Here is a 20,202-nt window from a genome sequence, read left to right as displayed (position 1 = left end):
GCGTAGAACTGATTCGGATCTGTTCCGCCTACTTCCAACCGGGCCCGCGGCATGTGAGCCGCAGTTGAGGCCGCACAAAACCGAATGATTCTTCTTGCGCCACCAGGGGCGTCTACACATGTTTCCATGAAAGCGCAAACAGATCTAGAGCAGAATCGACTTAGACGGGCTCATACCCGCAGTTGCTGAGGTAGTTGCGGCACTCCTCGGGCGAGAACTCATCGAGCAGGTCTCCGATCGTGGTCCAGAGCGCCTCCTTGGTACGTGCGCCCGCCTTGCGCAGGAGCGCCTTGAGCTTGGCGAACAGTTGCTCAATCGGATTGAGATCGGGACTCTACGGCGGCAGGTACAACAGGCTGGCTCCGACACCTCGGATCGCCTCCTCAACGCCCGCCACCTTGTGAGCGGCAAGGTTGTCGAGCACGACCACATCACCCTTCGAGAGGGCTGGCGCCAACATCTGCTCGACATAAGCGCGGAAGATCTCGCCTCTCATGGGACCGTCCACCACGAGCGGAGCGACGATCCCGTTCTCCCGCAGACCGGCCACGAAGGTGGTGGTGAGCCAGTGCCCGTGCGGCACCGCATCAACCACCCGCTGCCCGCGTGGCGCCCTGCCGTAGCGCCGGGTCATGTTGGTGGCCGTGCCGGTCTCGTCGAGGAACACGAAGCGGCCGGCATCCATGAAGCGCTGCCACACCCGAAAGCAGCGGCGCTCCTGGGCTACGTCCGGCCGGTCCTGCTCGGCCGCCCTGAGCGTCTTTTTTTGTGCGTCAGGTCCATGCGCTTGAGCATCAGGTGAATGGTCGAGAGCGCCTGCACCACGATCCCGCGGGTGCGCAGTTCGGCCTGGATCTCGGCCAGCGTGATGCCGGACTTGCCCTCCACCAGGGCGCGGAGCAGATCCCGATGCGCTCGAGCTGCCGTTCTCAACGGCCCGCACGATGCGCCGGCGCAGATCCTGCGATAACGGTGTGGTCATGGCGAGCCTCTTTGCTCACGCCCCTGACCACCATCGAGTCAGATCCCGCGATTCCGTTCAACCCCAAGCCGCTCTATTTGCCCTCGGAACAGCCTTGGTGCTGGTGCAGGTCATCCTTGATGACGCCATCCTCCGCCATGTCTGCCAACGTGAAGGCAGAAGCTACTCTCCCCTCTGGCCGTTCAGCCCCTATTGGCAATCTCGGATCTTTCGGCGGGATTGGTGGCAAGAAGCTCGGGCGGCTGGCCTCTATCCCTTGAGAATGGCTGTCTTCAGTGCCTTCGTGGGGGGGCTGGCCGTTATGTTTCTCAGCGTCCTGATGAGCCGGCCTGCGTAACCAAGCAAGACTAAGCTGCTCGTACCATAAAGGGTTTTACCCGAAATTGGCGGACAGTCTTCTCACGCGTGCGAAAGACCGCTAGGGTGCACCCGCCATTCATCCGCTGAACTGACACGAGGAGCTTCGATGCGGCGTCTATGGGCACTGCTGGCTATAGGCCTGCTCTGTTCTACCGGTATGGCAGGGGTGGCCTACGGAGCGCTCTGGAGCCAATGCGTTGATCTGAAGTGCTTCGATGAAAGCGCCTTCCCGCTCAGGATCGATGATCCGATCCGTGCTCATGATGGCTCTGACACGGCCTGCTTCGCCCTTAGTCCTCACCGGTCAGGAAGGCTGCGGAGCACCATCTCCGGCCAAGTGGTAAGCCATCTGCTGGGCTTGGACTATCTCTGGTTCAGCAAGGAATTCGTTGAGGTCTCCATCGATAGCCGCTCCTACGTCGTCCGGGAACATGCCTTGAATACGTCTACCTGGCAGGGAGGCTGTGGTGGGCACATCATCCGAAATGTGGACCGGAAGTTTGAATGGCGAGCTTTGTGAAAAGCCGAATTGTCGAACAATTGTCTCACACGCACGAGAGACGTTATGCTGGCTGGCAAAAGCCAGCAACTGTCATCCGAAACGCCCGTCCTATATGAAGCAGTATCTCAAACCATATTACATACTCGGCTTCGTTGCCGTGGCTTGGGTATTCAGCAGCGCACTGGTTTTTATCGCGGCAGACAATCTGCATGGGCCTCTCGACTTCGTCATAAGGTCGATCAAGATCACAGGCTTGGTGCTCGTGGTCCCTTTTCTCCTTGGCCTAACCCTCTACGCTGGCTTCTACGCAGGCGCGTGGACAGTGCTCATTCCTCTTCTCGGGCTCTTCGCCCTCGGCAACTGTCTGCACCGGACAGGCTCCCGATATGCGCATCTTCTGATCAGGCAACCGGTCGACCTGAACTGGCCTGTGGTGCGCGGCATACTCCGCCACGGCAAGTTTCCTTGGGGCACTCAGCGGCCGCGTTCCTAGAGGCCTAGAGAAACTCTCCTGAGCAGCTGGAACTGTCGCAAACCTATCAGTAACTTAGTTCTGTCTATGCCTCCGGCCAGCTCTGGAGGTTTATCATGTTCAAAGGCCGTCATTTCGATCTATCGGTGATCCTGCTGTGTGTCCGCTGGTACCTGGCTTACAATCTGAGCCTGCGAAACCTGGAAGAGATGATGGCCGAGCGAGGTATCTCGGTCAATCACGCGACCATTCACAGATGGGTCATCCGGTACTCCCCCGAACTGCTGGAGCGGTTCAATCGCCGCAAGAGAGCCGTCACGGGAAAGTGGCATGTCGACGAGACATATATCAGGGTTAGAGGCCTGTGGCGGTATCTCTATCGTGCAATCGACAGCATCGGCGATACGATTGAATTTTGGTTTAGTGAACGGCGAAATTTGGCAGCCGCCAAGCGGTTCCTGCGTAAGGCCCTCAAGCGGCATGGCCGTCCCAAGTGCATCGTCATCGACGGGAGCCAGACCAGCCGCGAGGCGATCCTGGCCTGCGACACGGAAAGCCGGCTTCAGGACCGCGCGAGCTGAAGCCGATCCGGATCCGGCGAAGTGCCTACCTGAACAATTGCATCGAACAGGATCACCGCGCCATCAAGAGGCGGGTGCGGCCGATGCTGGGCTTCCAGTCCATGGCCACTGCCCGTGTGATCCTCGGTGGGATCGAGATGATCCACATGATGCGCAAGCAGCGGCCCGGTCATCGGCGGTGGCGGGCGTCACATGGGCTGCCAGCAGATGCTCGAGGGTGTCGACTGCCATGTGCAGCTTGGAGCCCTTCTTGCGCTTGGCGCCATCATAGCCGGCGCGAGCACCGCTCTCCGGGCTGGAGCGCAAGGTACGGCTATCGAGAACCGCCGCCGTAGGCTCCTCATCTCGCCCAGCCGCGAGGCGCAGCGCGGCGCGAAGATCATGCGCCAGCTCCTCGAAGCAGCCGGCGTTGAGCCAGCGCTGGGCCTGCTGATAGACGGCGGCCCAGGGTGGCAGGTCGTTCGGCATCCAGCGCCACGGCGCACCCGGTTTGATGACGTAGCGCAGGCCGTTGAACACCTCACGCAGGGAGTGTTCCCGCTGGCCCGCCTCTTCCGGCAGGAGCGTCAGGTAGGGCGCCACCAGCGCCCATTCTTCATCAGAGACATCGGAGGGGTAAGGTTTGCGAGCCGAGGTCATCCCGCTCCAACGGCTGCGATCTCAGGCCAGGTCCATAACAATCTCTAGTGCCCGTTCCGCTCTCAGGAGTTCATACCTAAGATCGAGGTTCCACTCCGCTGTCTACGGCCGAGGCCTCCACGCGCGACGTTTACGTCTGATGCGGCCGGTGCAAGCGCACCCTAAAACGTTCACACGGCTAATCGACCGCACGGGAAAACTCTCCGTCGCTAATCGGAGTATATAGAAACCCGTCACCTGCAAATTCTCATATTAGCTAAATGCAAATTTCCCTTGCGGTTTAGTTAGCAAATGGCTATAAAAAACTCATGAAACAGATCGCTTACAGCAAAGCGGCTCTCAAGACGCTTCGCCGGATCCCGGCGAACGAAGCTGCAAAGATCCGTGGCAAGATCGAGCAATATGCCGCCGATCCGGCCTCTCAGGCGAACAACGTCTCGAAGCTCCATGGCCGGGATGGTTATCGGCTCCGCGTCGGCGACTGGCGCGTTATTCTCGACGACCCCGGAAACGTGCTGGCGATCTTGGATATCGGCCCTCGTGGCGGGATTTACGGGTGAAAGGTGAGGCAATGAACAAGCCGACGATTATCGAAACTCCGAGTGGGGATCGCCTGGCGATCCTTCCCCTCGCCGACTATGAGCGCCTCGCCGGCGCGGCCGAGGAGACCGGCGACGTCCGCGCCTATGACGAGGCAAAGCGCCGCCTCGCGACCGGCGAGGACGAACTCCTCCCTGCGGAGTTTGCGAACCGCATCCTCGACGGTGAGAGCCCGATCCGCGTCTGGCGCGAATATCGCGGCCTTAATGGGAAGGATCTCGCGGCAAAGGCCGAGATCAGCGCCGCGTTCTTGAGCCAGATCGAGAACGGCGAGCGCGACGGATCTTTCGGAACCATGAAGAAAATCGCCGAGGCTTTGAGTGTCAGCCTCGACGACCTGGCCTAATGAGTAGGGCCGAACAATGAAAACCTATGAATGTTTGGCCCCGTCGCGTTGGTTAATGTCGAGACTTTCGACTTCGCATCCGAGCGGTAAAGTCCCGATCCTTGAAGGTAATGATCTCCGGATTCGGTACGTTGCCTTTGCTGGGATCGAAGAGGCGGCCGATCTAATCGTCCACGCGGTGAACGCGCTTCGGGATACCGAGCTAGAGGCCGCCTCTGACGGCAATTAAGCCAGACACAAAAAGCGCCCTGTCCGGTTGAAACCGGACAGGGCGCTAGAGCGATTTGGGGTTGAACGGAATCGGAAGATCTGACTCGATGTGGTCAGGGGTGTGAGCACAGGGGCTCGCCATGACCACACCGTTATCGCAGGACCTGCGCCGACGCATTGTGCGGGCGGTTGAGCCAGCCCGTGCAGCAGCCGCAGGTCGGATCCTTGCTGACGACGATCTTCGGAAGAGTCTGGGCTCGAACCGGACGGGAATGCGTCAGCAGGGCGCTGGCCGCAAGGCCGGTAACGAGGCTGCGCCGGGTCATGGGAATAGTTTTCATCGGATCGCCTTTCCGGCAGCCGTTCAGGCTTCCTCGCGTTGCGGGTGGTTGGGGCAAGCATGGACCTCGACGGTCACGTGGGACAGCCCTTCAATGCCGGAGAGCCGCTGCTTGTAGACGTCGGGCGATTGAGGGGCGTCGGACACGACCGAGACGATCAGGCCGGCATGGCCTGGTCCCAGGCGCCAGAGGTGCAGGTCCGTCACGCGGTCCTCCCCGACCTCGATCCGCTCGCGGACGGACCGGGCAAGCATCCGGTCAGGCACCGCGTCGAGGAGGGTGGCCCCGGCTGCTCGGATCAGCCCCCATGACCACTGCGCGATGATGAGGGCCCCGACAACGCCCATCACGGGATCAAGCCAGCTCCAACCATAGAAGCGCCCGGCCAGCAGCGCCACGATGGCGAGAACGGAGGTCAGCGCATCGGCGAGAACGTGCAGGTAGGCGGCGCGGATGTTCGTGTCGCCGCCATAATGATGGTGGTCTCTCTGCGCATGATCGTGATGGTGGTCTTCATGGTCATGATGGTGTTCATGCCCATGGCCATGATGGTGTCCGTGGTCATGGTGATGATGTCCGTGACCGTGATGATGGCCTCCGGCCAGCAGCCAGGCGCTGGCAAGGTTCACGGCAAGCCCGATGACCGCCACCACTGTCGCTTCGCCGAACTGGATCGGCACCGGGTTCATCAGGCGCACAAGGCTCTCGTAGCCTATCAGCAGGGCGATGAGCGCCAGGATGATCGCGCTGGAGAACGCCGCGAGCTCGCCGACCTTACCGGTGCCGAACGAGAAGCGGGGGTCGTGGGTGTGCCTGCGGGCGAAGCGGTAGGCCAGAGCCGCGATGGCGAGCGCCGCGGCGTGTGTCGACATGTGCCAACCGTCGGCCACCAGGGCCATGGACCCGAAGATCGTCCCGGCGATGATCTCGGCCACCATCATGGCCGCCGTCAGGCCGACCACAAGCCAGGTGCGCCGCTCGTGCTGGTCGTGGTGCTCTCCCAGGAAGACGTGGTCGTGCTGCCAATGCTGCAGGGTATCATGGTGCATCTGATCGCTCTCGTTGCTTCCAACCTAGATAGGGCCTCCAGTGGTGCCGGGGAGCGCTCGAAGTTCTAAAGCCGTCTCTCCGGTCAATACGGCTACTTCAGCTTCTTGCCAATCAGCGTCACCGAGGGTGAGGCTTCCTACGGGCTTGATGGCCTGCTCGACCACGAGACAGAACTCGACATCCAAGAGCGCTTCACGGACACGGACGACGTGAGTGACCACGTGCTTGGCCTTTTCACCCTGACGGGCCGGCGGTTTGCTCCACGCTCTCGTAATCTCAAGGACCGCAAGCTCCATACCGTCGAGAAGCCCAATGCTCATCCTGCGTCCCAGGGGCATATCGGCGTGCCGCTCAACACCAGTCCGATCATGGAGTACTGCGATGACCTACTGCCGCTGCTGTTAACCGTTATCGGAGATAGACTCCGCGAAATAGAGGTTTTCCTTGATTCAACGTGCCTGTCGCTGGATGCTTAAGGCTACGATAGTGATGGCAGATTGGCCGTCGTTGATTAACGACGGTCTAAAGGCATGATGCCCCTCCGCCATTCCGGTGCGAACCCGGTTTGTTTCGAAATTTCGTTTTAGGATCAGGGCTTCCGATCAAGCCACTTTGAGCCATGGCTGCCGCGGTCGCCTGAGACGTAAGGCTTGCCATGCTGACAGTCTATAATTGCATCAGTTCAGATCATGATCTCCGGCTTGTTGCCTTGGCGGCTCTGGTGTGCGGCCTCGCGTCCCTGACAGCGGTTCACCTTCTGCATCATGTTAGACGATCGGAGGGCACCCGGCACAGCTTATGGCTCGGCATTGCAGCTGTCTCCACTGGGTTCGGCATCTGGGCCACGCACTTCATTGCCATGCTGGCCTTCTCTCCCGCCCTGCCGACCGGTTACAACGTCCCCCTGACCGTCATCTCCTTGCTGGCCGCCGTTGCGCTGACCGGCCTCGGCTTCTGCCTTGCTTTCATACCTGGCTTTGTAGGGACCATGTGGCTCGGGGGAGCCATTGTCGGAGGCGGTATCGCCGCCATGCACTACACGGGTATGGCAGCCTTCGAGGTGGCCGGCACCATCGCCTGGGATCCGACATTGGTTGCAGCCTCAATCGTGCTCGGCGCATTGTTCGGTGCTGTCGCTCTGCCCATAGGCCTGAGGAGTAATCTCGCACGCTGGAAGCTTACTGGAGCATTGCTGTTGACGCTGGCGATCTGTAGCCATCACTTCACTGCTATGGGTGCCGTTGCTATCACGCCCGACACCACCATCCAGCTTTCGCCGCTGGCTATTCCATCTCACTGGCTGGCAATTGGGGTCGCCATCATCAGCCTCATCATTCTCCTGCTTGCCTGCGCGGCATTGGGCCTCGACCTTAGGGAGCGGCGGCGCTCGGCTCTCGAGATGAAGCGAATGCGCGATCTGACCGATGCCGCTGTGGAAGGACTCGTCCTTTGCAACGGCGAGACGATCGTTTCGGTTAACCAGAGCTTTGCCCGCCTAGCCGATTTCCAACCCGAGCAGATCTGCGGCAGGAACTTAAGGTCGTGTGTCCCTGACGCAGCAAAACTCAGGGCACTCTTTGATGGCTTGGGACAAGCCGTCGAGGCCGATCTGCGCAACCGTCATGGGAATCTGGTCCCGGTCGAGCTGATTGCCCGTCAGATCACCTATGATGGACATCTGCACAACGTCGTGGCCTTCCGGGACCTGCGGGACCGCAGGAACGCGGAGGCTCAGATCCGCTACCTGGCCCACCATGATCCGCTGACTGGACTCGACAACCGGGCCAGCTTCGACCAGCAGCTGGACCGTGAGCTCAAGTTGCATCAGCGAGCTGGACAGCAGTTGGCTGTTCTGTGCCTGGACCTCGATGGCTTCAAAGAGGTGAACGACCTCCACGGCCACGCTACAGGCGATCAGTTGCTCAAGGACATTGCCGGGCAGTTCTCCGCCATTCTGGCGGACGATCAGATGCTGGCCCGCCTCGGCGGGGACGAGTTTGCAATCATCGTTCCCCATGTGACAGATCCGGCACAGACCGGGCACTTAGCCGAGAGGCTTTTGAGGGCGCTTAAGAATGGAGATCGGAACAGATCTTCAGCCGGTACCGTCTCCGTCAGCATCGGCATCGCCCTGTATCCGTCCGATGCAAAGGACCGCACCGAGCTTCTGTCCAATGCCGATACCGCCCTGTACCGCGCGAAGCAGGAGGGCAAAGGTGGGTACCGGTTCTTCGAAGCCGCGATGGGTGCCCAGATCCGCGAGCGCCGCAGCATCGAACATGATCTGCACAACGCTATTGATAACGGCGAACTGAGCTTGGTGTATCAGCCGCAGGCGCAGCTCGAGACAGGAGAGGTCTTTGGCTTTGAGGTTCTGCTGCGCTGGAACCATCCGGTGCGGGGCCTTGTGCCACCTTCCGTGTTCATTCCAATTGCCGAGGAAAGCGGGCTGATCCTCACAATCGGCGAATGGGTGATGCGCCAAGCCTGCCAGGAAGCCGCTACCTGGACACGCCCCTTGAGCATTGCTGTTAACGTCTCGGCCTTGCAGTTGAGCAGCGACGGCTTCCCGCACTTGGTTCAGAGCATTCTGAAAGAAACCAACCTTTCGGCCGAGAGGCTGGAGATCGAGATCACCGAGACGGCCCTGGTCCGGGGTCCTCATCGCGCGCTGCTGGCGCTACAAAGGCTCAAGGTGCTTGGTGTCACCATCGCCATGGACGACTTTGGAACAGGTTACTCATCGCTCTCAAACCTTCAGGCCTTTCCGTTCGACAAGATCAAGATCGACCGCTCCTTCGTTCAGGAAATCCACACGAAACCGCAGGCTGCCGCAATCGTTCGGGCTGTGCTCGGCCTGGGGCGGGGCTTGGGACTTCCCGTTATTGCCGAGGGTGTAGAGACGCCCGAGGAACTGAAGTTCCTTGGGCAGGAGGGATGCACCGAGGTTCAAGGCTACCTATTCGGCCGCCCAGTGCCGATCAACGAGCTGACTTCGCTAATCTGTGACAACGTTGTCGTGCTCCCAAGATCGCTGATGAGAGCAGCCGCACACTGAGCGGATGCTCCATGACCAAGCCAGCAAGCCATATGGACAAACTTCCTCAACGTGACCTCATTCACGTGTGTGCGTCGCCAGAGTTTTTGAGACAGCGGTCGGTCTGAACTCAGGGAGGCTCCGGCTTGTGTGGGTTTCAGATGACGCGGCCTGCCTCTGATGCTGCAAGCGGCGGCTTTGGATGGTCTGCGGTTTGATCCTTTCTCGTTGCTTCAGAATGGCCTCTCCGCGTCCGAAGGAGACGTCGGCAGGCGTGAGATCGTCGAGGCTCTCGTGGTAACGCCAATGCCCATAATGCGCCACAACGGCCTTGGTCTGCTCCTCCAAACCACCCGGCAGAGAGGAGTTCTCCAGCCGAAACTCGCACGATCTGCCTCATGAGCGCTGACCGCAGACACAGGCTCCATGCTCTACCAAGGGAGCAGCCTCCGGCCGCACGAACCTGGCCGACGGCGAGCAGAGCAAAAGTTTCCCCAAGGACTACGGTTGCCTCGAGCCGGAATGTGAGACCTGGTCAATCTGGGGCTTTATTCAACCTATCCTCCCAGCGCGATCCTCTTTTACAAAGGAGCTCCTGGGAAATCAGCAAGCCGCAGTCAGCATTCCATCAGATCAACTCACCCGTGAGAAAACGAGAGTGTCGCGCAAGCACGAAGGATCATCAGCCGCAACTGAGTTATTCACAAGCCGCCCATCGAGTTGATAGTTCAGCCGGCGAGCAACCGCGTGGCTGCGCTCGTTTAAGGCATCAGATCGGATTTCAATTCGCCGGAACCCTAAGACGTTGAGCCCGAGCTTAGTCAGAGCCTCAACCGCCTCCGTCACATAGCCCTGCCCAGCGTGGCGTGTATCGATCCAGTAGCCGATTTCGGCTTTGGGAATTCGCCAATCCAAGGCATGGAACCCTGTGCTGCCCAGCAGTATCTCCTGGGTGGCGTCAAAGATTAGGTAGCGCAGTTCCTGGCGCACGAGGAACCGGCTGGCCGCTTGCCGGAGGCTGGCTTCGTATCCCTCTGTATCAAGAGACTTTTGAACCCACACCAGCCATGGCTTCAGTTCAGGCAAGGACGCCCGGATGGCCTCGTACAGACGGGCGCCATCGCCATACCGCGGACAGCGCAACATGAGGCGAGGCGTTCTGATTTCCGTCGGGATCTCACGAAGTTCAGGAAGCAATGATATATCTCACCATAAAGGAATGTCAGAATGCAGAACCTGAATTAAGCAAAAAATGCCCATCTTCATAAACGGCACTCCGTGCAATTGGCGGACAATCTTCTCAGGTGCATGCGAGGCTGTTAGGCTAGTCCTAAGCCATTTGAGCGATTATGGCCATGTCTGAGAGCCCCTTTGAGAGAGGCCTGCTGATCCCGGCACCCTTCGAGTGGGCAAAAGGGACCTCTACTCCGCAGATGTCGCGTTATGCAGGGTTTGACGGGCATCCATGGCCAAGTCGGGATGGAGTCATCCTGGCCTGGATGGAGGAGGACCTTCGCGAAGCAGGACTCATTCCAGTCAGCTACTTTTACGAGGCTCAGAGGCTCTATAGAGGGATTGATCGGGCCTAGAGCCTGTCATCAACCGTTCACATTCCCTAAGGTAAAAACTTTGGCTCATCCTGAGGGACGGCGGTCTATGTTGGTTTGGGGTACGGTTGTAGCCTTTCTGCTCTCGCTTGCGGCCGTTGGGCCGCTGCGGGGCGTCTCGCCAGAATGGCTCCTGACAGGGGCTGAGTTCCTGGCGGTGATCAGCATCTTCGCCTTGGTGTGCTTGCTGGAGTCCAGCGGCAACAACAATGACCGTTCGAACGCCCCTTCCTGAAGACTTTTGGTAACGATCTGCTGTCTACGGTGCTGCTCCGGCACCTGCACCGACAGGAGACAGCACCATGAGAGCCCTTCTGCTCGCCGCATTCGGGATCAGCCTGGCGCCGTCCGCAGCCATAGCCGACGGCTTAAACCTGACCGGTTCGCTTTGGCGCTGCGCCCGATCCAGTGATCAGTCCCAGTTCGTGATTACCTTCCATCCCGGCGGCGGCGTCGGGGGAGGCGAGATCGGGAATGGCGAGGTGAGCCCGTACATCTTCGACGCCTCTCGCACGAAGCCAGGAGAATGGCCGGGCAAGTGGCAGCAGACGGGCCGGCGCTTCACATGGGTCTTCCCGGATCAGAGCATCCGAATCGAGGGCAGCATATCCGACCCCGGCAAGAAAGCAGCGAGGCTCATCGGCACCGAAATCTCGCCAGGGGAAAGATCCGCGATTACGTGCACGGCTCTCGCAAAGCTGCCGAAGATCGGGGAGGGGCTGGTCATCCCCAAGGACAACCGCTTCATCGACCTAGATCAGGAGGACGGTGAGTTGAAGGTGCCGGCCGGCGTCTCGTTGCAAGGGCGACCCGCGCGATAGGACTAGAGTCCAGGCTGACACTAGCTTTGTGCCTTATGCCCGCCGCAACGGCGAACCGAGAGGCCTCAATCGAAGAGGCTACATTGTATAGCTAGAGTTTTGCCGGCCGAATGCCTTTCCCGCAGTCACTTAACGAGGCCGAGCGTCTGTTCGCCCTCCATGCGCTCGCCATTCTCGACACACCTCCTTCGCCGTCCATCAATCGTATCTGCAGAATTGGCAGACATGTGTTTGATGGGCCGATGGGGTTTGTCACCTTGCTCGACGCTCATCCGCAGTGGTTCAAGGCCAAGCCTAAGGACGCAGAGATAACCGAAACCTCCCGTGAGATGCCTTCTGCAACTACACGATCTTACACGAAGGGATCTTTGTCGTACCGGACGCCCAGGCTGAACGCTCCTTTGCCCAAAACCGCTACGTTGTTGGGGAACCCTACATCAGGTTCTATGCTAGAGCTCCACTGACGATCCGGCGACGGGTTCACCCGGGCTCGTTGTGTGTCGTCGACACCAAGCCGCGTGAGTTCAGCCTCGGTCAAACCAGGCTCCCGAAGGGTTTAAGTCGGCCGGTGGTTGATGAGCTCTGGCTGCACCACTTGGCCTCGACAGGTCAGGCTGCCATCGAGACGCTCTCAGCTGAGGCATGGGAGCGCCATCTCGACCTCGAGGCGACGGGGCTGCCCTCTGGCGATTAGATCCGGGTGGCCCGGGGACTGCTGAACTGGTCCATCACGGAGCTTTCCGAAGCCCCGAAGATCTCCATGACGTCGGTAAAACGGATTGAGGGACAGGAGGAATCGTCGGTGCGCCGGGAAAGCGCCGAGGCCATTAGTCGCATGTTCAGGGGGGAAGGGTGTCCAGTTCAGCTTCTCTGCTGATGGCACCGTTGGCGATTCCCGATCGAGCTTGGCACGCCGCAACTGGCAACATGGAGACCATCTCACAAATGTGTCGCTTGGCGTGGGTGCGGCCGGCGCTATACTGCACGCGAACGGCCTTGAGCCGCACCATCCACGTTCCGCCGCAACCCGCATGACCTCTTCTGGGCCTTCTCCTACAGGACCGGACTTCCCTCGTCCGGCCGAGCCGCCCATTTCCGCCGGCGGCGAGATGAGGAACCTGATCCGGACCCATGACTGGTCCGCGAGCCCACTTCGGCCGACGGAACTCTGGCCGCAGACGCTCCGGACGCTGACAGCCATGATGCTCGACTCGAACCAGCCGATGTTCGTGGCCTGGGGCAGCCAGCGCACGCTGCTCTACAACGATGCCTATGCCACGATCCTGGCCGATAGGCACCCCGGCGCCTTGGGGCGCGACTTCCTCGAGGTCTGGCATGAGATCCGGCAGGACCTACTGCCGCTCGTCGAGCAGGTCTACCGCGGCGAGCCCGTGCGGATGGATGACATCGCCCTTGTCATGGAGCGGCGCGGCCAGCCGGAGGAGACGCACTTCTCGTTCTTCTACTCCCCCGTTCGTGACGAGACCGGGACAGTAGCCGGCCTGTTCTGCGCCTGCAGTGAGACGACGCGCCAAGTGCTCGCCGGGCAGAGGCTGCGCGAAAGCGAGGAGCGGATGCGGCTGGCCTTCGCTGCAGGGCGGCTGGCTCCTTGGGAATGGGACATCGGCTCCGGCCGCGTGACCTGGTCCGGCGACCTGGAGGCCGCGACTGGCCTGGAGGAACAGGGCTTCGGCGGCACCTACGAGGCGTTCCTGGCGGTCGTCCATCCCGCCGACCGCTCAGGCGTCGAGGCTGCCCTCCGGCGTGCCCTTGCCGGGGAGGCGGAGTATGCGGCCGAGTTCCGGATGGTGAGACCCGACGGCTCGGTCCGCTGGACCTCTACTCGGGGCCTCGTGGTGCGCGACCGAGCCGGCTTTCCCATGCGCATGATCGGCTACGATGCTGATATCACCGAGCGCCGCCGGGCGGATGAGCGGTTGGGCGCCAGCGAGGAGCGCTTCCGGAGCTTTGCCGAGAACTCGACGGACGTGCTCTGGATCGCCGACGCGGCGAACGGCCGACTTGAGTACCTCAGCCCAGCCTACGAGGCAATCTGGGGTGAGCCGCGCGAGCGTGTCATGGCCGACCTCAGACGCTGGGCCGAACTTGTCCATCCTGAGGACCGCGAGCGCGCCCGGGAAGGCCTTCCGCGCCTGCTGGCCGGGCAGACCTGCATTCAGGAGTACCGCATCGTGCGCCCGTGCGACGGCGCGGTGCGTTGGATCCGCGACACCGGCTTTCCGGTCAGGGACGGCAGCGGCGGCGTGGAGCGCGTGGCCGGGATTGCGCAGGACATCACCGACATCAAGGCCGCCGAAGCAGCGCACCGCGAGAGCGAGGCGAAGTTCCAGGCGATCGCGAACTCCATCGACCAGATGATCTGGTCGACCAGGCCCGACGGCTACCACGACTACTACAATCAGCGCTGGTATGACTACACGGGCGTGCCGGAGGGCTCGACCGACGGGGAAGGGTGGAACGGCATGTTCCACCCCGACGACCGGGAGCGCGCCTGGGCTACATGGCGGCACTGCCTCGCGACCGGAGAGCCTTATCACATCGAGTACCGTCTGCGGCACCGGTCGGGGGAGTATCGCTGGGTGATCGGCCGTGCCCAGTGCGTGCGCGACGAGGAGGGCCGGATCACCCGCTGGTACGGCACCTGCACCGACATCGATGACCTGAAGCGCACGGCCGACGAGCTGCACCGCACCTCGGCCCTGCTGCGGCTGATCGGCGACTCCACGCCTGACATGATCTACGCCAAGGATCGCGAGAGCCGGGTGCTCTATGCCAATGCTGCGGTCCGGCGGACAATTGGTCGGCCCATCGAGGAGATCCTCGGCCGCTCGGACCGGGACTGGGCGCCGAGCATCGAGGAGGCGGAGCGGATCATCGCCAATGACCGGCGCGTGATGGAAACCGGTGACACGTTCGACGTGGACGAGGCATTCACAGGGCCCGACGGCGAGACGCGCTACTACCGTTCGGTCAAGTCGCCTCTGCGCGATCCGACGGGAGCCATCATCGGCCTCGTCGGCGTCACCAGCGATATGACCGAGCGCCGGCGCGCCGAGGAGCGCGAGCGCCTGCTGGCGCGTGAGGTTGACCATCGGGCCAAGAACCTCCTGGCGGTGGTCCAGTCGGTGGTGCAGTTGACCCGCGGGGACGACATCGCCGCCTTCACCGACGCGGTCACTGGTCGCATCCGCTCGCTTGCGCGGGCGCACAGTCTTCTCGCCGCCTCCCGCTGGGAAGGCGCCGACCTGAGGCACCTTATCGAGGAGGAGCTCGCGCCCTTCAGGGGCCAGGATTCATCCCGGATACGGATTAACGGTCCGGCCATCCGGCTCCGCCCAGAGGCGGCGCAGGCGCTGGCGCTCGTGATCCACGAGCTTACGACGAACGCCGCCAAGTACGGGGCGCTCTCGGCTGCGGGCGGACGCCTCGACGTCACTTGGGCGCTCGCCGTCGCTGGGGAAGAGGACGGACGGCTCGGCCTGCGCTGGCAGGAGCGCGGCGGCCCCAGCGTGGCTCCTCCCACCCGCCGCGGGTTTGGCGCGACGATCATGCGGGCAAGCGTCGAGCGGCAGCTCCAAGGGAAAGTGACGCTCGACTGGAACCGTGACGGGCTCCTGTGCGAGATGACCATCCCGGCCGAACAGGTTACCTCCCAGACCTTCACAGGGCGCAAGGGTAACGGCAAGGAGCGCACGTCACTCAGAGGCCAGGCCGTGGAGGTGCGGGGCCAGCGGATCCTGGTGCTTGAGGATCAGGCCCCCATCGCGGTTCAGATCGAGGAGGCATTAGTCCAAGTCGGCTGCACGGTCGTCGGCCCCGCATCTCGCATCGTCGACGCGATGGATCTTCTCTACGGGGCCGGGGCGGACGCTGCGCTCCTCGACGTAGATGTCGCGGGTGATCGGAGCTTTGGGGTAGCCGACATCCTTGCCGCCAAGCGGATCCCGTTCGCGTTTGTGACCGGCTTCGACGCGTCCTCGTTTCTGCCGGAGCGGTTCACGGGGGTGCCCGTGCTCGCCAAGCCCTTCGCCGCAACGGAACTGATCAGTACGGTCGAGCGGCTAATCCGTGCTGGAGCAGTGGGCACGAGGCTCGACCGGAACCACGCCGAGGGAGAGGACAGCAAGCTGGATCCCGCCAAGCGTTGAAAAGGTGCAGGCCAGCGCCATTCGAGGAAGTCGGGGGACTTCCCGGGAGCTTGCAGATGCCGGTGAGGAACGAATCAACAACGAATTTGCTCATCCCCGCTTGAAAAGCGCGAATCATTGACTCTATTCTGTTTCAGGGTGCCTCAATTCGGCTTACCTCTTCCAGCCGCCGTGCGGGGCTTCTGGATCGTGTCATCACCTCTTCGTCGTTCAAAAGTCGGTCTGAACCGGTGCGAGCGCATCGGGCAGGAGTTCAGGAGTCTCTCTTTTGACCACGCTGAAGCAATTCGAAGAAGCCCTGCGCACTCAAGGCATGCACATGGCCTTGGCTATCCTTGAGAAGATGCGCGAGGAAGATAAGAAGACCCGGTCGATCGCACCGGCGCGTCGGGTGTCCGGGCGCAAGATGACCCCTGAGCTCGCCCGCAAGATCCTCGAGCTTCACAGCACCACAAATATGACCCAGCAGGAGATCGCTTTCCAGCTTGGTGTCAATCAGGGAAGAGTAAACGAGGTCATCAAGCGTCGCAGATGGCTTGACGAAGATCCCCAGTCTGAGGAAGCCCAAGCGCGTGACAAGGCCAAGGCTCGCATGAAGCGCATGCAGTCCGAAGATACACCGATCCCACGCAACCAGCCTGTTGCCGCAGGTGTCGAGGAAGGCTCAAAGAAACCAAAGCCACGCAACACGACGCAACTGTCGATCGATGACTTCCTGTAAGCTGAACGGTAGAAACGGATCTTGTATCAGGGGGAGCCTGCCCTGCTGGTGACGATCAGTTCAAGCCTCTCCAAATCAGAATGGTTCACCAACAGCACGCCATTCTTTGGGCGAGCTGGTGGGCGGATTTGGTGTAGACCGAATTCGTGACCACCACGGCGTAAGGTGCATCATGAAAGGCAGCGGCGGCGTATGCTTCCTGAACGGCCTTGTTGCCGACAGCGCCGTTGTAGAACTTGCACTGGATGACCACCCGCCTGCCATCCTTCTCCGCGATGATGTCGGCGCCCTGGTCGCCCGATCCAGGCGTAAGCGCAGCGTGCCACCCAGCCTCCTGCAGAATGTCTCGGCAGTAGAGCTCGAACTCCCTTCCGGTCATCGTCTCGTCAACTTCAGCTAGGGGCTGGGCTGGCTGGTGCCGGTCGATGATCCGGTTGATCCGCGTCCTCAGGCGGCCCGCGTACCGCTTCGGGTTCTTCGCGAGGAGATGGTCGACCTTCCTGCGCTGGAACTCCGGTAGGAGCGTTTTCTTGATGAAGGTGTTGAGGTGCTTGTCCCATGTCTCCTCAGACACATTCCCGTATTCGTCTGGCGAGAGCATATGGGCGCGTTTGGTTGCCAGCGTCCGGATATGCTTGATCGCGGCCCGGTCCGTCAGATCATAGATCAGCAGAAGCGGGTGAACCTTGGTCAGGCGCAGGAACAGCAGTAGCGCGAGCCCGGCCCAGGCGGCGGTTGGCTGGAGATCCAAGCCGATGCCGAAGAGGAAGAGCAGTACGGCGCTGAACGCCTTGTGTCTCCAGAGGTAGCGAAACATTCCCGTATCCGGCAGTCAGCGGCCGCTTTCAGTATAACTGCGAGAGTTTTGGATAGTTGGCTGCGGTTACCAGCGGCTTCGCGAAGCCGCAGGCCTGCCGAAACTCACAGGAATATTTCGTCTGCTATTTTCTGGTAATCCGGGTCCTCTCGAGAATCTGTCAGGCGAACTGTCGCCGTTCTTCGGCAGAGCTGGTCTCATCCCGCTGGATGACAAAGAGCCCAGTATGCAAGAGGATCATCCACTCTCAAGCTCGCTGTGCTTCGCCGTCGGCAATCGGCATGACTTCAGCCACCTTAGCTCTCAGGATAGCCGCGTCCCGGTCTAGGATATCCATGAGGCGGGCAGTCACTGCGTCTCCTTCCAGTCCTGGGTCAGAGGGGTTGATCGCTCTAACTAGTTCTCCCTCGACAGATTGGTAATAGGCGGGGCAGCAAGGACCAATCACTCGGGCCTGATGCCGAGCGCAAGCCAGTAGCCATAGTACGCATGTTTCCCTGACTTATGGTAAATGTCTGCGATCTCCATCTTCTTGCGCCGATGCAGGGCAAAGCCGGAGTCGGTACGTTAGAGCCGGGGATAGGCGCTTGGGCAGGCGTCGAGTTTGACGGTCTGCTGACGGCGAGGGAGTTCCTCGGTCGACATCTCTTCCGAGTAGCCGTCACGGCCCATGAACATCACGAATATCTTGCGGTGCTCGTTGATGAACCGCTCATCGCTGAGGAACTCTGGCGTGGAAGCTGCCATGGTAAGGATTCTCCATTGGATCAGGCACAATAAGAAAAGCCGCCCCAGAATGGAGCGGCTGATCTTGTTGGCGGAGCAATCCGCAAATGTGAGAGGTCTTAGACCTGCTGCAAGTTGGTCGCGGACTCTTTCCCCGAGCGACGGTCCTGTTCGATTTCGTAGGAGATCTTTTGCCCGTCCTTCAGGCTACGAAGTCCTGCGCGCTCCACGGCCGAAATGTGAACAAACACGTCCTTGCCGCCAGTGTCCGGCTGAATAAAGCCGTATCCCTTGGTCTCGTTGAACCATTTTACAGTACCAGTCGCCATTCTCGTCTCTAGTCCCTAGTAGTTCCCGCCGGCGGAACATCATGCTCCGCCCTCTAGTGACAGGTCGTCACGGGAAGGAGGCTAGTTGGACACGGAGGCCGTGGCAATATAGAGGCAAGATCAGGATTAACGCTCCTACGGGTGCCGCGGCTGCTCCTGGCCGGTGACCCCTGCCCAGAACTGATCCGCACGCCCTTCGAATGTATTCGGGGCCCAGCTGTCGCTCTAATAAAACTGGCTAGGTGTGATACTTGGAGCATATTCCTGCTCTATCCAACCTCCAACATCGTCACGAGGGAAGACGTAACCGCCATAGCCATGAAGCGTTTTCGCACTCGCGTAGTGAGCGCCGCGCAGACCCAGCGGCACGGGAATCAGCGGAGCAGATTGAACGTAGGCCATTGCTCGACCGATCCCACGGCATACCGGATTTTACTTCGGAGCCCGGCAGATATGCAGGGCGGCATGCGCCAGAACAATTTGTGCCTCCGGGTAGCCAATGTGCTGTACAGCATGGAGCGCCGGAACGGCCGTTTGTAGAGCGGTGTTGTCGGCTACGCCCACGTCCTCTGACGTATGGATCATAATGCGCCGGGCGATGAACCTCGTATCTTCGCCGGCATGAATCAGCTTTGCGGGCCAGTATCGGGTCGCATCGGGATCACTGCCTCGCATCGATTTGATGAAGGCGCTGAGAGATTGGTAGTGCTGATCGACGTTCCGGTCATGCAAAACTGGCAACGACGGGAACAGGTCTGCTACCATCTCGCTTGTGATCGAAAGCGTTGAGCCAACAGTGGCTTGGGACGTCAGCCGGTTGATGGCTGTGAGTGCGCACCTGGCATCGCCGTGCGCATGGGCAGTGAGTTGCGCGAGAGCCGCTTCCTCAGCAGTGACCGAAACCTCCTTCTCCTTAAATGGGCCGCGGTGCGAGCCACGACATCCTTCATGTCCACGACTGTTTGTGGCTCAGGCCGGAAGATTGTCACGTATGACACGAGGGTAGGGGTAAGGAGGACGCTCGGATTGCCGGTCATCGCACCGATCAGTTCAAAGACTCAGTCCTCAACGAAGCCGAGAGGATAGTCATTCAGGCTGCCGCTGGAACGGTGCACCTCGTCGGCGAAGACCAGGAAGTCGCGAACCTGGGCGTCCTTGCCGAGACCCGTCGCAAACAGTTTGTTTCAGAGCTCCAGCTATTGCTCCCTCACTTCAGTCACGGAAGGTAGCATGTTCAAGGGCAGGCATTTTGATCGACCGGTGATCCTGCGCCGCGGCCGCTGGTACTTAGCTTATAGTCTCAGCCTGTGAACCTGGAAGAGGTGATGGCGGAGCGGGGCATCTCCGTCGATCATGGGATGGAGGATCACTGGTTTGTTTGCTACTCGCTCGAGCTGCCGGAGCACTTTAATCCTTGTAAGCGCGCTGTCACTGGCAAATGGTACATCGATGAGACATACATCAAGGTCTGAGGCAGGGCGCAGCAAACGATGTTCTAAATGGCAGCGGCGGCCGGGACCTTCTCTATGGTGGCGCCGGGCGCAACACCTTTGTCGTGAAGGCTGATCTTGGCCCCCGAGACATCACAACTGTCATGGATTTCTCTTCGCGCTACGATACAGTCAAGTGTGACCTCGATTTGGACGGCTGTGCCATGAAGCGCGGGTATCACAAATCAAAACCGTCCGCCTATGGCCTGAAGAACTGGAACGGCGACACCAAGATCGCATACAATCCCAAAACTGGTGATGTGTGGTTTTCGACAGATTGGAGCAGCAGCGAGGGTGGCGATGGCTTCAGATTTTCGAAGCTGAAGCCTCACCTATCTCTTAAAGCCTCTGACTCTTACCTCTTCTAGAGCCTGCACGCTGCGACGCCGCTCAACACGCACA

General features: G+C 60.6%; 14 protein-coding genes and 7 pseudogenes. 11 read left to right on the top strand and 10 right to left on the bottom strand.

Going from position 1 to position 20,202, the window contains the following annotated elements; all coding sequences use genetic code 11:
* Positions 1-160: 160 nt before the first annotated feature.
* A pseudogene (locus GR303_RS25515) lies at positions 161-982 on the bottom strand (IS630 family transposase).
* A gap of 827 nt (positions 983-1,809) precedes the next feature.
* Between GR303_RS25515 and GR303_RS20715 the strand changes: the two are divergent.
* Positions 1,810-2,337: a hypothetical protein gene (locus GR303_RS20715; protein ID WP_161725545.1), complete on the top strand. Its 528-nt coding sequence runs from the start codon at positions 1,810-1,812 to the stop codon at positions 2,335-2,337.
* A gap of 95 nt (positions 2,338-2,432) precedes the next feature.
* Positions 2,433-3,061 (top strand): annotated as a pseudogene (locus GR303_RS20710) (IS6 family transposase); the annotation flags it as partial.
* Here the strand turns inward: GR303_RS20710 and GR303_RS20705 are convergent.
* Positions 3,060-3,536, bottom strand: a pseudogene (locus GR303_RS20705) (IS5 family transposase); the annotation flags it as partial. The pseudogenes GR303_RS20710 and GR303_RS20705 overlap by 2 nt on opposite strands.
* A gap of 308 nt (positions 3,537-3,844) precedes the next feature.
* Here GR303_RS20705 and GR303_RS20700 point away from each other — a divergent pair.
* Together GR303_RS20700 and GR303_RS20695 are read left to right on the top strand one after the other, a co-directional pair.
* On the top strand, positions 3,845-4,096 hold the full coding sequence (locus tag GR303_RS20700; RefSeq protein ID WP_161725547.1) for a type II toxin-antitoxin system RelE family toxin: 252 nt from the start codon (positions 3,845-3,847) through the stop codon (positions 4,094-4,096).
* An 11-nt stretch (positions 4,097-4,107) separates the two neighbouring features.
* Positions 4,108-4,482: a helix-turn-helix domain-containing protein gene (locus tag GR303_RS20695; RefSeq protein ID WP_161725548.1), complete on the top strand. Its 375-nt coding sequence runs from the start codon at positions 4,108-4,110 to the stop codon at positions 4,480-4,482.
* Between the two features lie 362 nt (positions 4,483-4,844).
* On the opposite strand, the gene GR303_RS20690 is transcribed toward GR303_RS20695, so the two are convergent.
* Together GR303_RS20690 and dmeF are read right to left on the bottom strand one after the other, a co-directional pair.
* Positions 4,845-5,033 (bottom strand): DUF411 domain-containing protein, encoded by a 189-nt coding sequence (locus GR303_RS20690; RefSeq protein WP_161725550.1) that lies wholly within the window; start codon positions 5,031-5,033, stop codon positions 4,845-4,847.
* A gap of 23 nt (positions 5,034-5,056) precedes the next feature.
* Positions 5,057-6,082 (bottom strand): CDF family Co(II)/Ni(II) efflux transporter DmeF, encoded by a 1,026-nt coding sequence (dmeF, locus tag GR303_RS20685; protein ID WP_161725551.1) that lies wholly within the window; start codon positions 6,080-6,082, stop codon positions 5,057-5,059.
* 90 nt (positions 6,083-6,172) lie between these two features.
* Between dmeF and GR303_RS20680 the strand changes: the two are divergent.
* Together GR303_RS20680 and GR303_RS20675 are read left to right on the top strand one after the other, a co-directional pair.
* A pseudogene (locus tag GR303_RS20680) lies at positions 6,173-6,559 on the top strand (Tn3 family transposase); the annotation flags it as partial.
* Positions 6,560-6,738: 179 nt separating this feature from the next.
* Positions 6,739-9,141, top strand: a complete 2,403-nt coding sequence (locus tag GR303_RS20675; RefSeq protein WP_161725554.1) for a bifunctional diguanylate cyclase/phosphodiesterase — start codon at positions 6,739-6,741, stop codon at positions 9,139-9,141.
* 144 nt (positions 9,142-9,285) lie between these two features.
* Here the strand turns inward: GR303_RS20675 and GR303_RS24400 are convergent.
* Positions 9,286-9,495, bottom strand: a pseudogene (locus GR303_RS24400) (IS3 family transposase); the annotation flags it as partial.
* A 258-nt stretch (positions 9,496-9,753) separates the two neighbouring features.
* Positions 9,754-10,266, bottom strand: coding sequence for a GNAT family N-acetyltransferase (locus GR303_RS20665; RefSeq protein ID WP_161725594.1), 513 nt, complete (start codon positions 10,264-10,266; stop codon positions 9,754-9,756).
* Between the two features lie 763 nt (positions 10,267-11,029).
* Here GR303_RS20665 and GR303_RS20660 point away from each other — a divergent pair.
* The 3 genes from GR303_RS20660 to GR303_RS20650 all read left to right on the top strand — a co-directional run bounded on the left by GR303_RS20660 (position 11,030) and on the right by GR303_RS20650 (position 16,438).
* Positions 11,030-11,548 (top strand): hypothetical protein, encoded by a 519-nt coding sequence (locus tag GR303_RS20660; RefSeq protein ID WP_161725555.1) that lies wholly within the window; start codon positions 11,030-11,032, stop codon positions 11,546-11,548.
* 1,109 nt (positions 11,549-12,657) lie between these two features.
* Positions 12,658-15,717, top strand: a complete 3,060-nt coding sequence (locus GR303_RS20655) for a PAS domain-containing protein (protein ID WP_161725556.1) — start codon at positions 12,658-12,660, stop codon at positions 15,715-15,717.
* Between the two features lie 268 nt (positions 15,718-15,985).
* Complete coding sequence (locus GR303_RS20650; RefSeq protein WP_161725558.1) at positions 15,986-16,438, top strand: RNA polymerase subunit sigma-70; 453 nt, start codon at positions 15,986-15,988, stop codon at positions 16,436-16,438.
* A gap of 85 nt (positions 16,439-16,523) precedes the next feature.
* Here GR303_RS20650 and GR303_RS20645 read toward each other — a convergent pair whose 3' ends face one another.
* The 4 genes and pseudogenes from GR303_RS20645 to GR303_RS24920 form a co-directional block, all read right to left on the bottom strand.
* Positions 16,524-17,255, bottom strand: coding sequence for a restriction endonuclease (locus GR303_RS20645; RefSeq protein ID WP_161725560.1), 732 nt, complete (start codon positions 17,253-17,255; stop codon positions 16,524-16,526).
* A gap of 567 nt (positions 17,256-17,822) precedes the next feature.
* Positions 17,823-18,002, bottom strand: a complete 180-nt coding sequence (locus tag GR303_RS20640) for a hypothetical protein (protein ID WP_161725562.1) — start codon at positions 18,000-18,002, stop codon at positions 17,823-17,825.
* A gap of 98 nt (positions 18,003-18,100) precedes the next feature.
* Positions 18,101-18,310: a cold-shock protein gene (locus tag GR303_RS20635; RefSeq protein ID WP_161725563.1), complete on the bottom strand. Its 210-nt coding sequence runs from the start codon at positions 18,308-18,310 to the stop codon at positions 18,101-18,103.
* 225 nt (positions 18,311-18,535) lie between these two features.
* Positions 18,536-19,150: pseudogene (locus GR303_RS24920) on the bottom strand (AAA family ATPase); the annotation flags it as partial.
* A 390-nt stretch (positions 19,151-19,540) separates the two neighbouring features.
* Here GR303_RS24920 and GR303_RS24395 point away from each other — a divergent pair.
* Both GR303_RS24395 and GR303_RS25510 read left to right on the top strand, forming a co-directional pair.
* A pseudogene (locus tag GR303_RS24395) lies at positions 19,541-19,779 on the top strand (IS6 family transposase); the annotation flags it as partial.
* Positions 19,767-20,168: a calcium-binding protein gene (locus GR303_RS25510; protein WP_161725595.1), complete on the top strand. Its 402-nt coding sequence runs from the start codon at positions 19,767-19,769 to the stop codon at positions 20,166-20,168. The pseudogene GR303_RS24395 and the gene GR303_RS25510, both read left to right, overlap by 13 nt.
* The last annotated feature ends 34 nt before the right edge of the window (positions 20,169-20,202 follow it).

It is taken from the genome of Microvirga arsenatis (assembly GCF_009910705.1).
GTDB lineage: Bacteria > Pseudomonadota > Alphaproteobacteria > Rhizobiales > Beijerinckiaceae > Microvirga > Microvirga arsenatis.
This window is presented reverse-complemented; position numbering and strand designations above follow the sequence as displayed.

Excerpts from the sequence above, each read along its gene's own strand:
- GR303_RS20645 (WP_161725560.1), bottom strand. The coding sequence starts at position 17,255 with ATGTTTCGCTACCTCTGGAGACACAAGGCGTTCAGCGCCGTACTGCTC.
- GR303_RS20700 (WP_161725547.1), top strand. The coding sequence starts at position 3,845 with ATGAAACAGATCGCTTACAGCAAAGCGGCTCTCAAGACGCTTCGCCGG.
- GR303_RS20640 (WP_161725562.1), bottom strand. The coding sequence starts at position 18,002 with ATGGCAGCTTCCACGCCAGAGTTCCTCAGCGATGAGCGGTTCATCAAC.
- GR303_RS20635 (WP_161725563.1), bottom strand. The coding sequence starts at position 18,310 with ATGGCGACTGGTACTGTAAAATGGTTCAACGAGACCAAGGGATACGGC.
- GR303_RS20695 (WP_161725548.1), top strand. The coding sequence starts at position 4,108 with ATGAACAAGCCGACGATTATCGAAACTCCGAGTGGGGATCGCCTGGCG.
- GR303_RS20690 (WP_161725550.1), bottom strand. The coding sequence starts at position 5,033 with ATGAAAACTATTCCCATGACCCGGCGCAGCCTCGTTACCGGCCTTGCG.
- GR303_RS20655 (WP_161725556.1), top strand. The coding sequence starts at position 12,658 with ATGAGGAACCTGATCCGGACCCATGACTGGTCCGCGAGCCCACTTCGG.
- GR303_RS20675 (WP_161725554.1), top strand. The coding sequence starts at position 6,739 with ATGCTGACAGTCTATAATTGCATCAGTTCAGATCATGATCTCCGGCTT.
- GR303_RS20660 (WP_161725555.1), top strand. The coding sequence starts at position 11,030 with ATGAGAGCCCTTCTGCTCGCCGCATTCGGGATCAGCCTGGCGCCGTCC.
- GR303_RS20665 (WP_161725594.1), bottom strand. The coding sequence starts at position 10,266 with ATGTTGCGCTGTCCGCGGTATGGCGATGGCGCCCGTCTGTACGAGGCC.
- dmeF (WP_161725551.1), bottom strand. The coding sequence starts at position 6,082 with ATGCACCATGATACCCTGCAGCATTGGCAGCACGACCACGTCTTCCTG.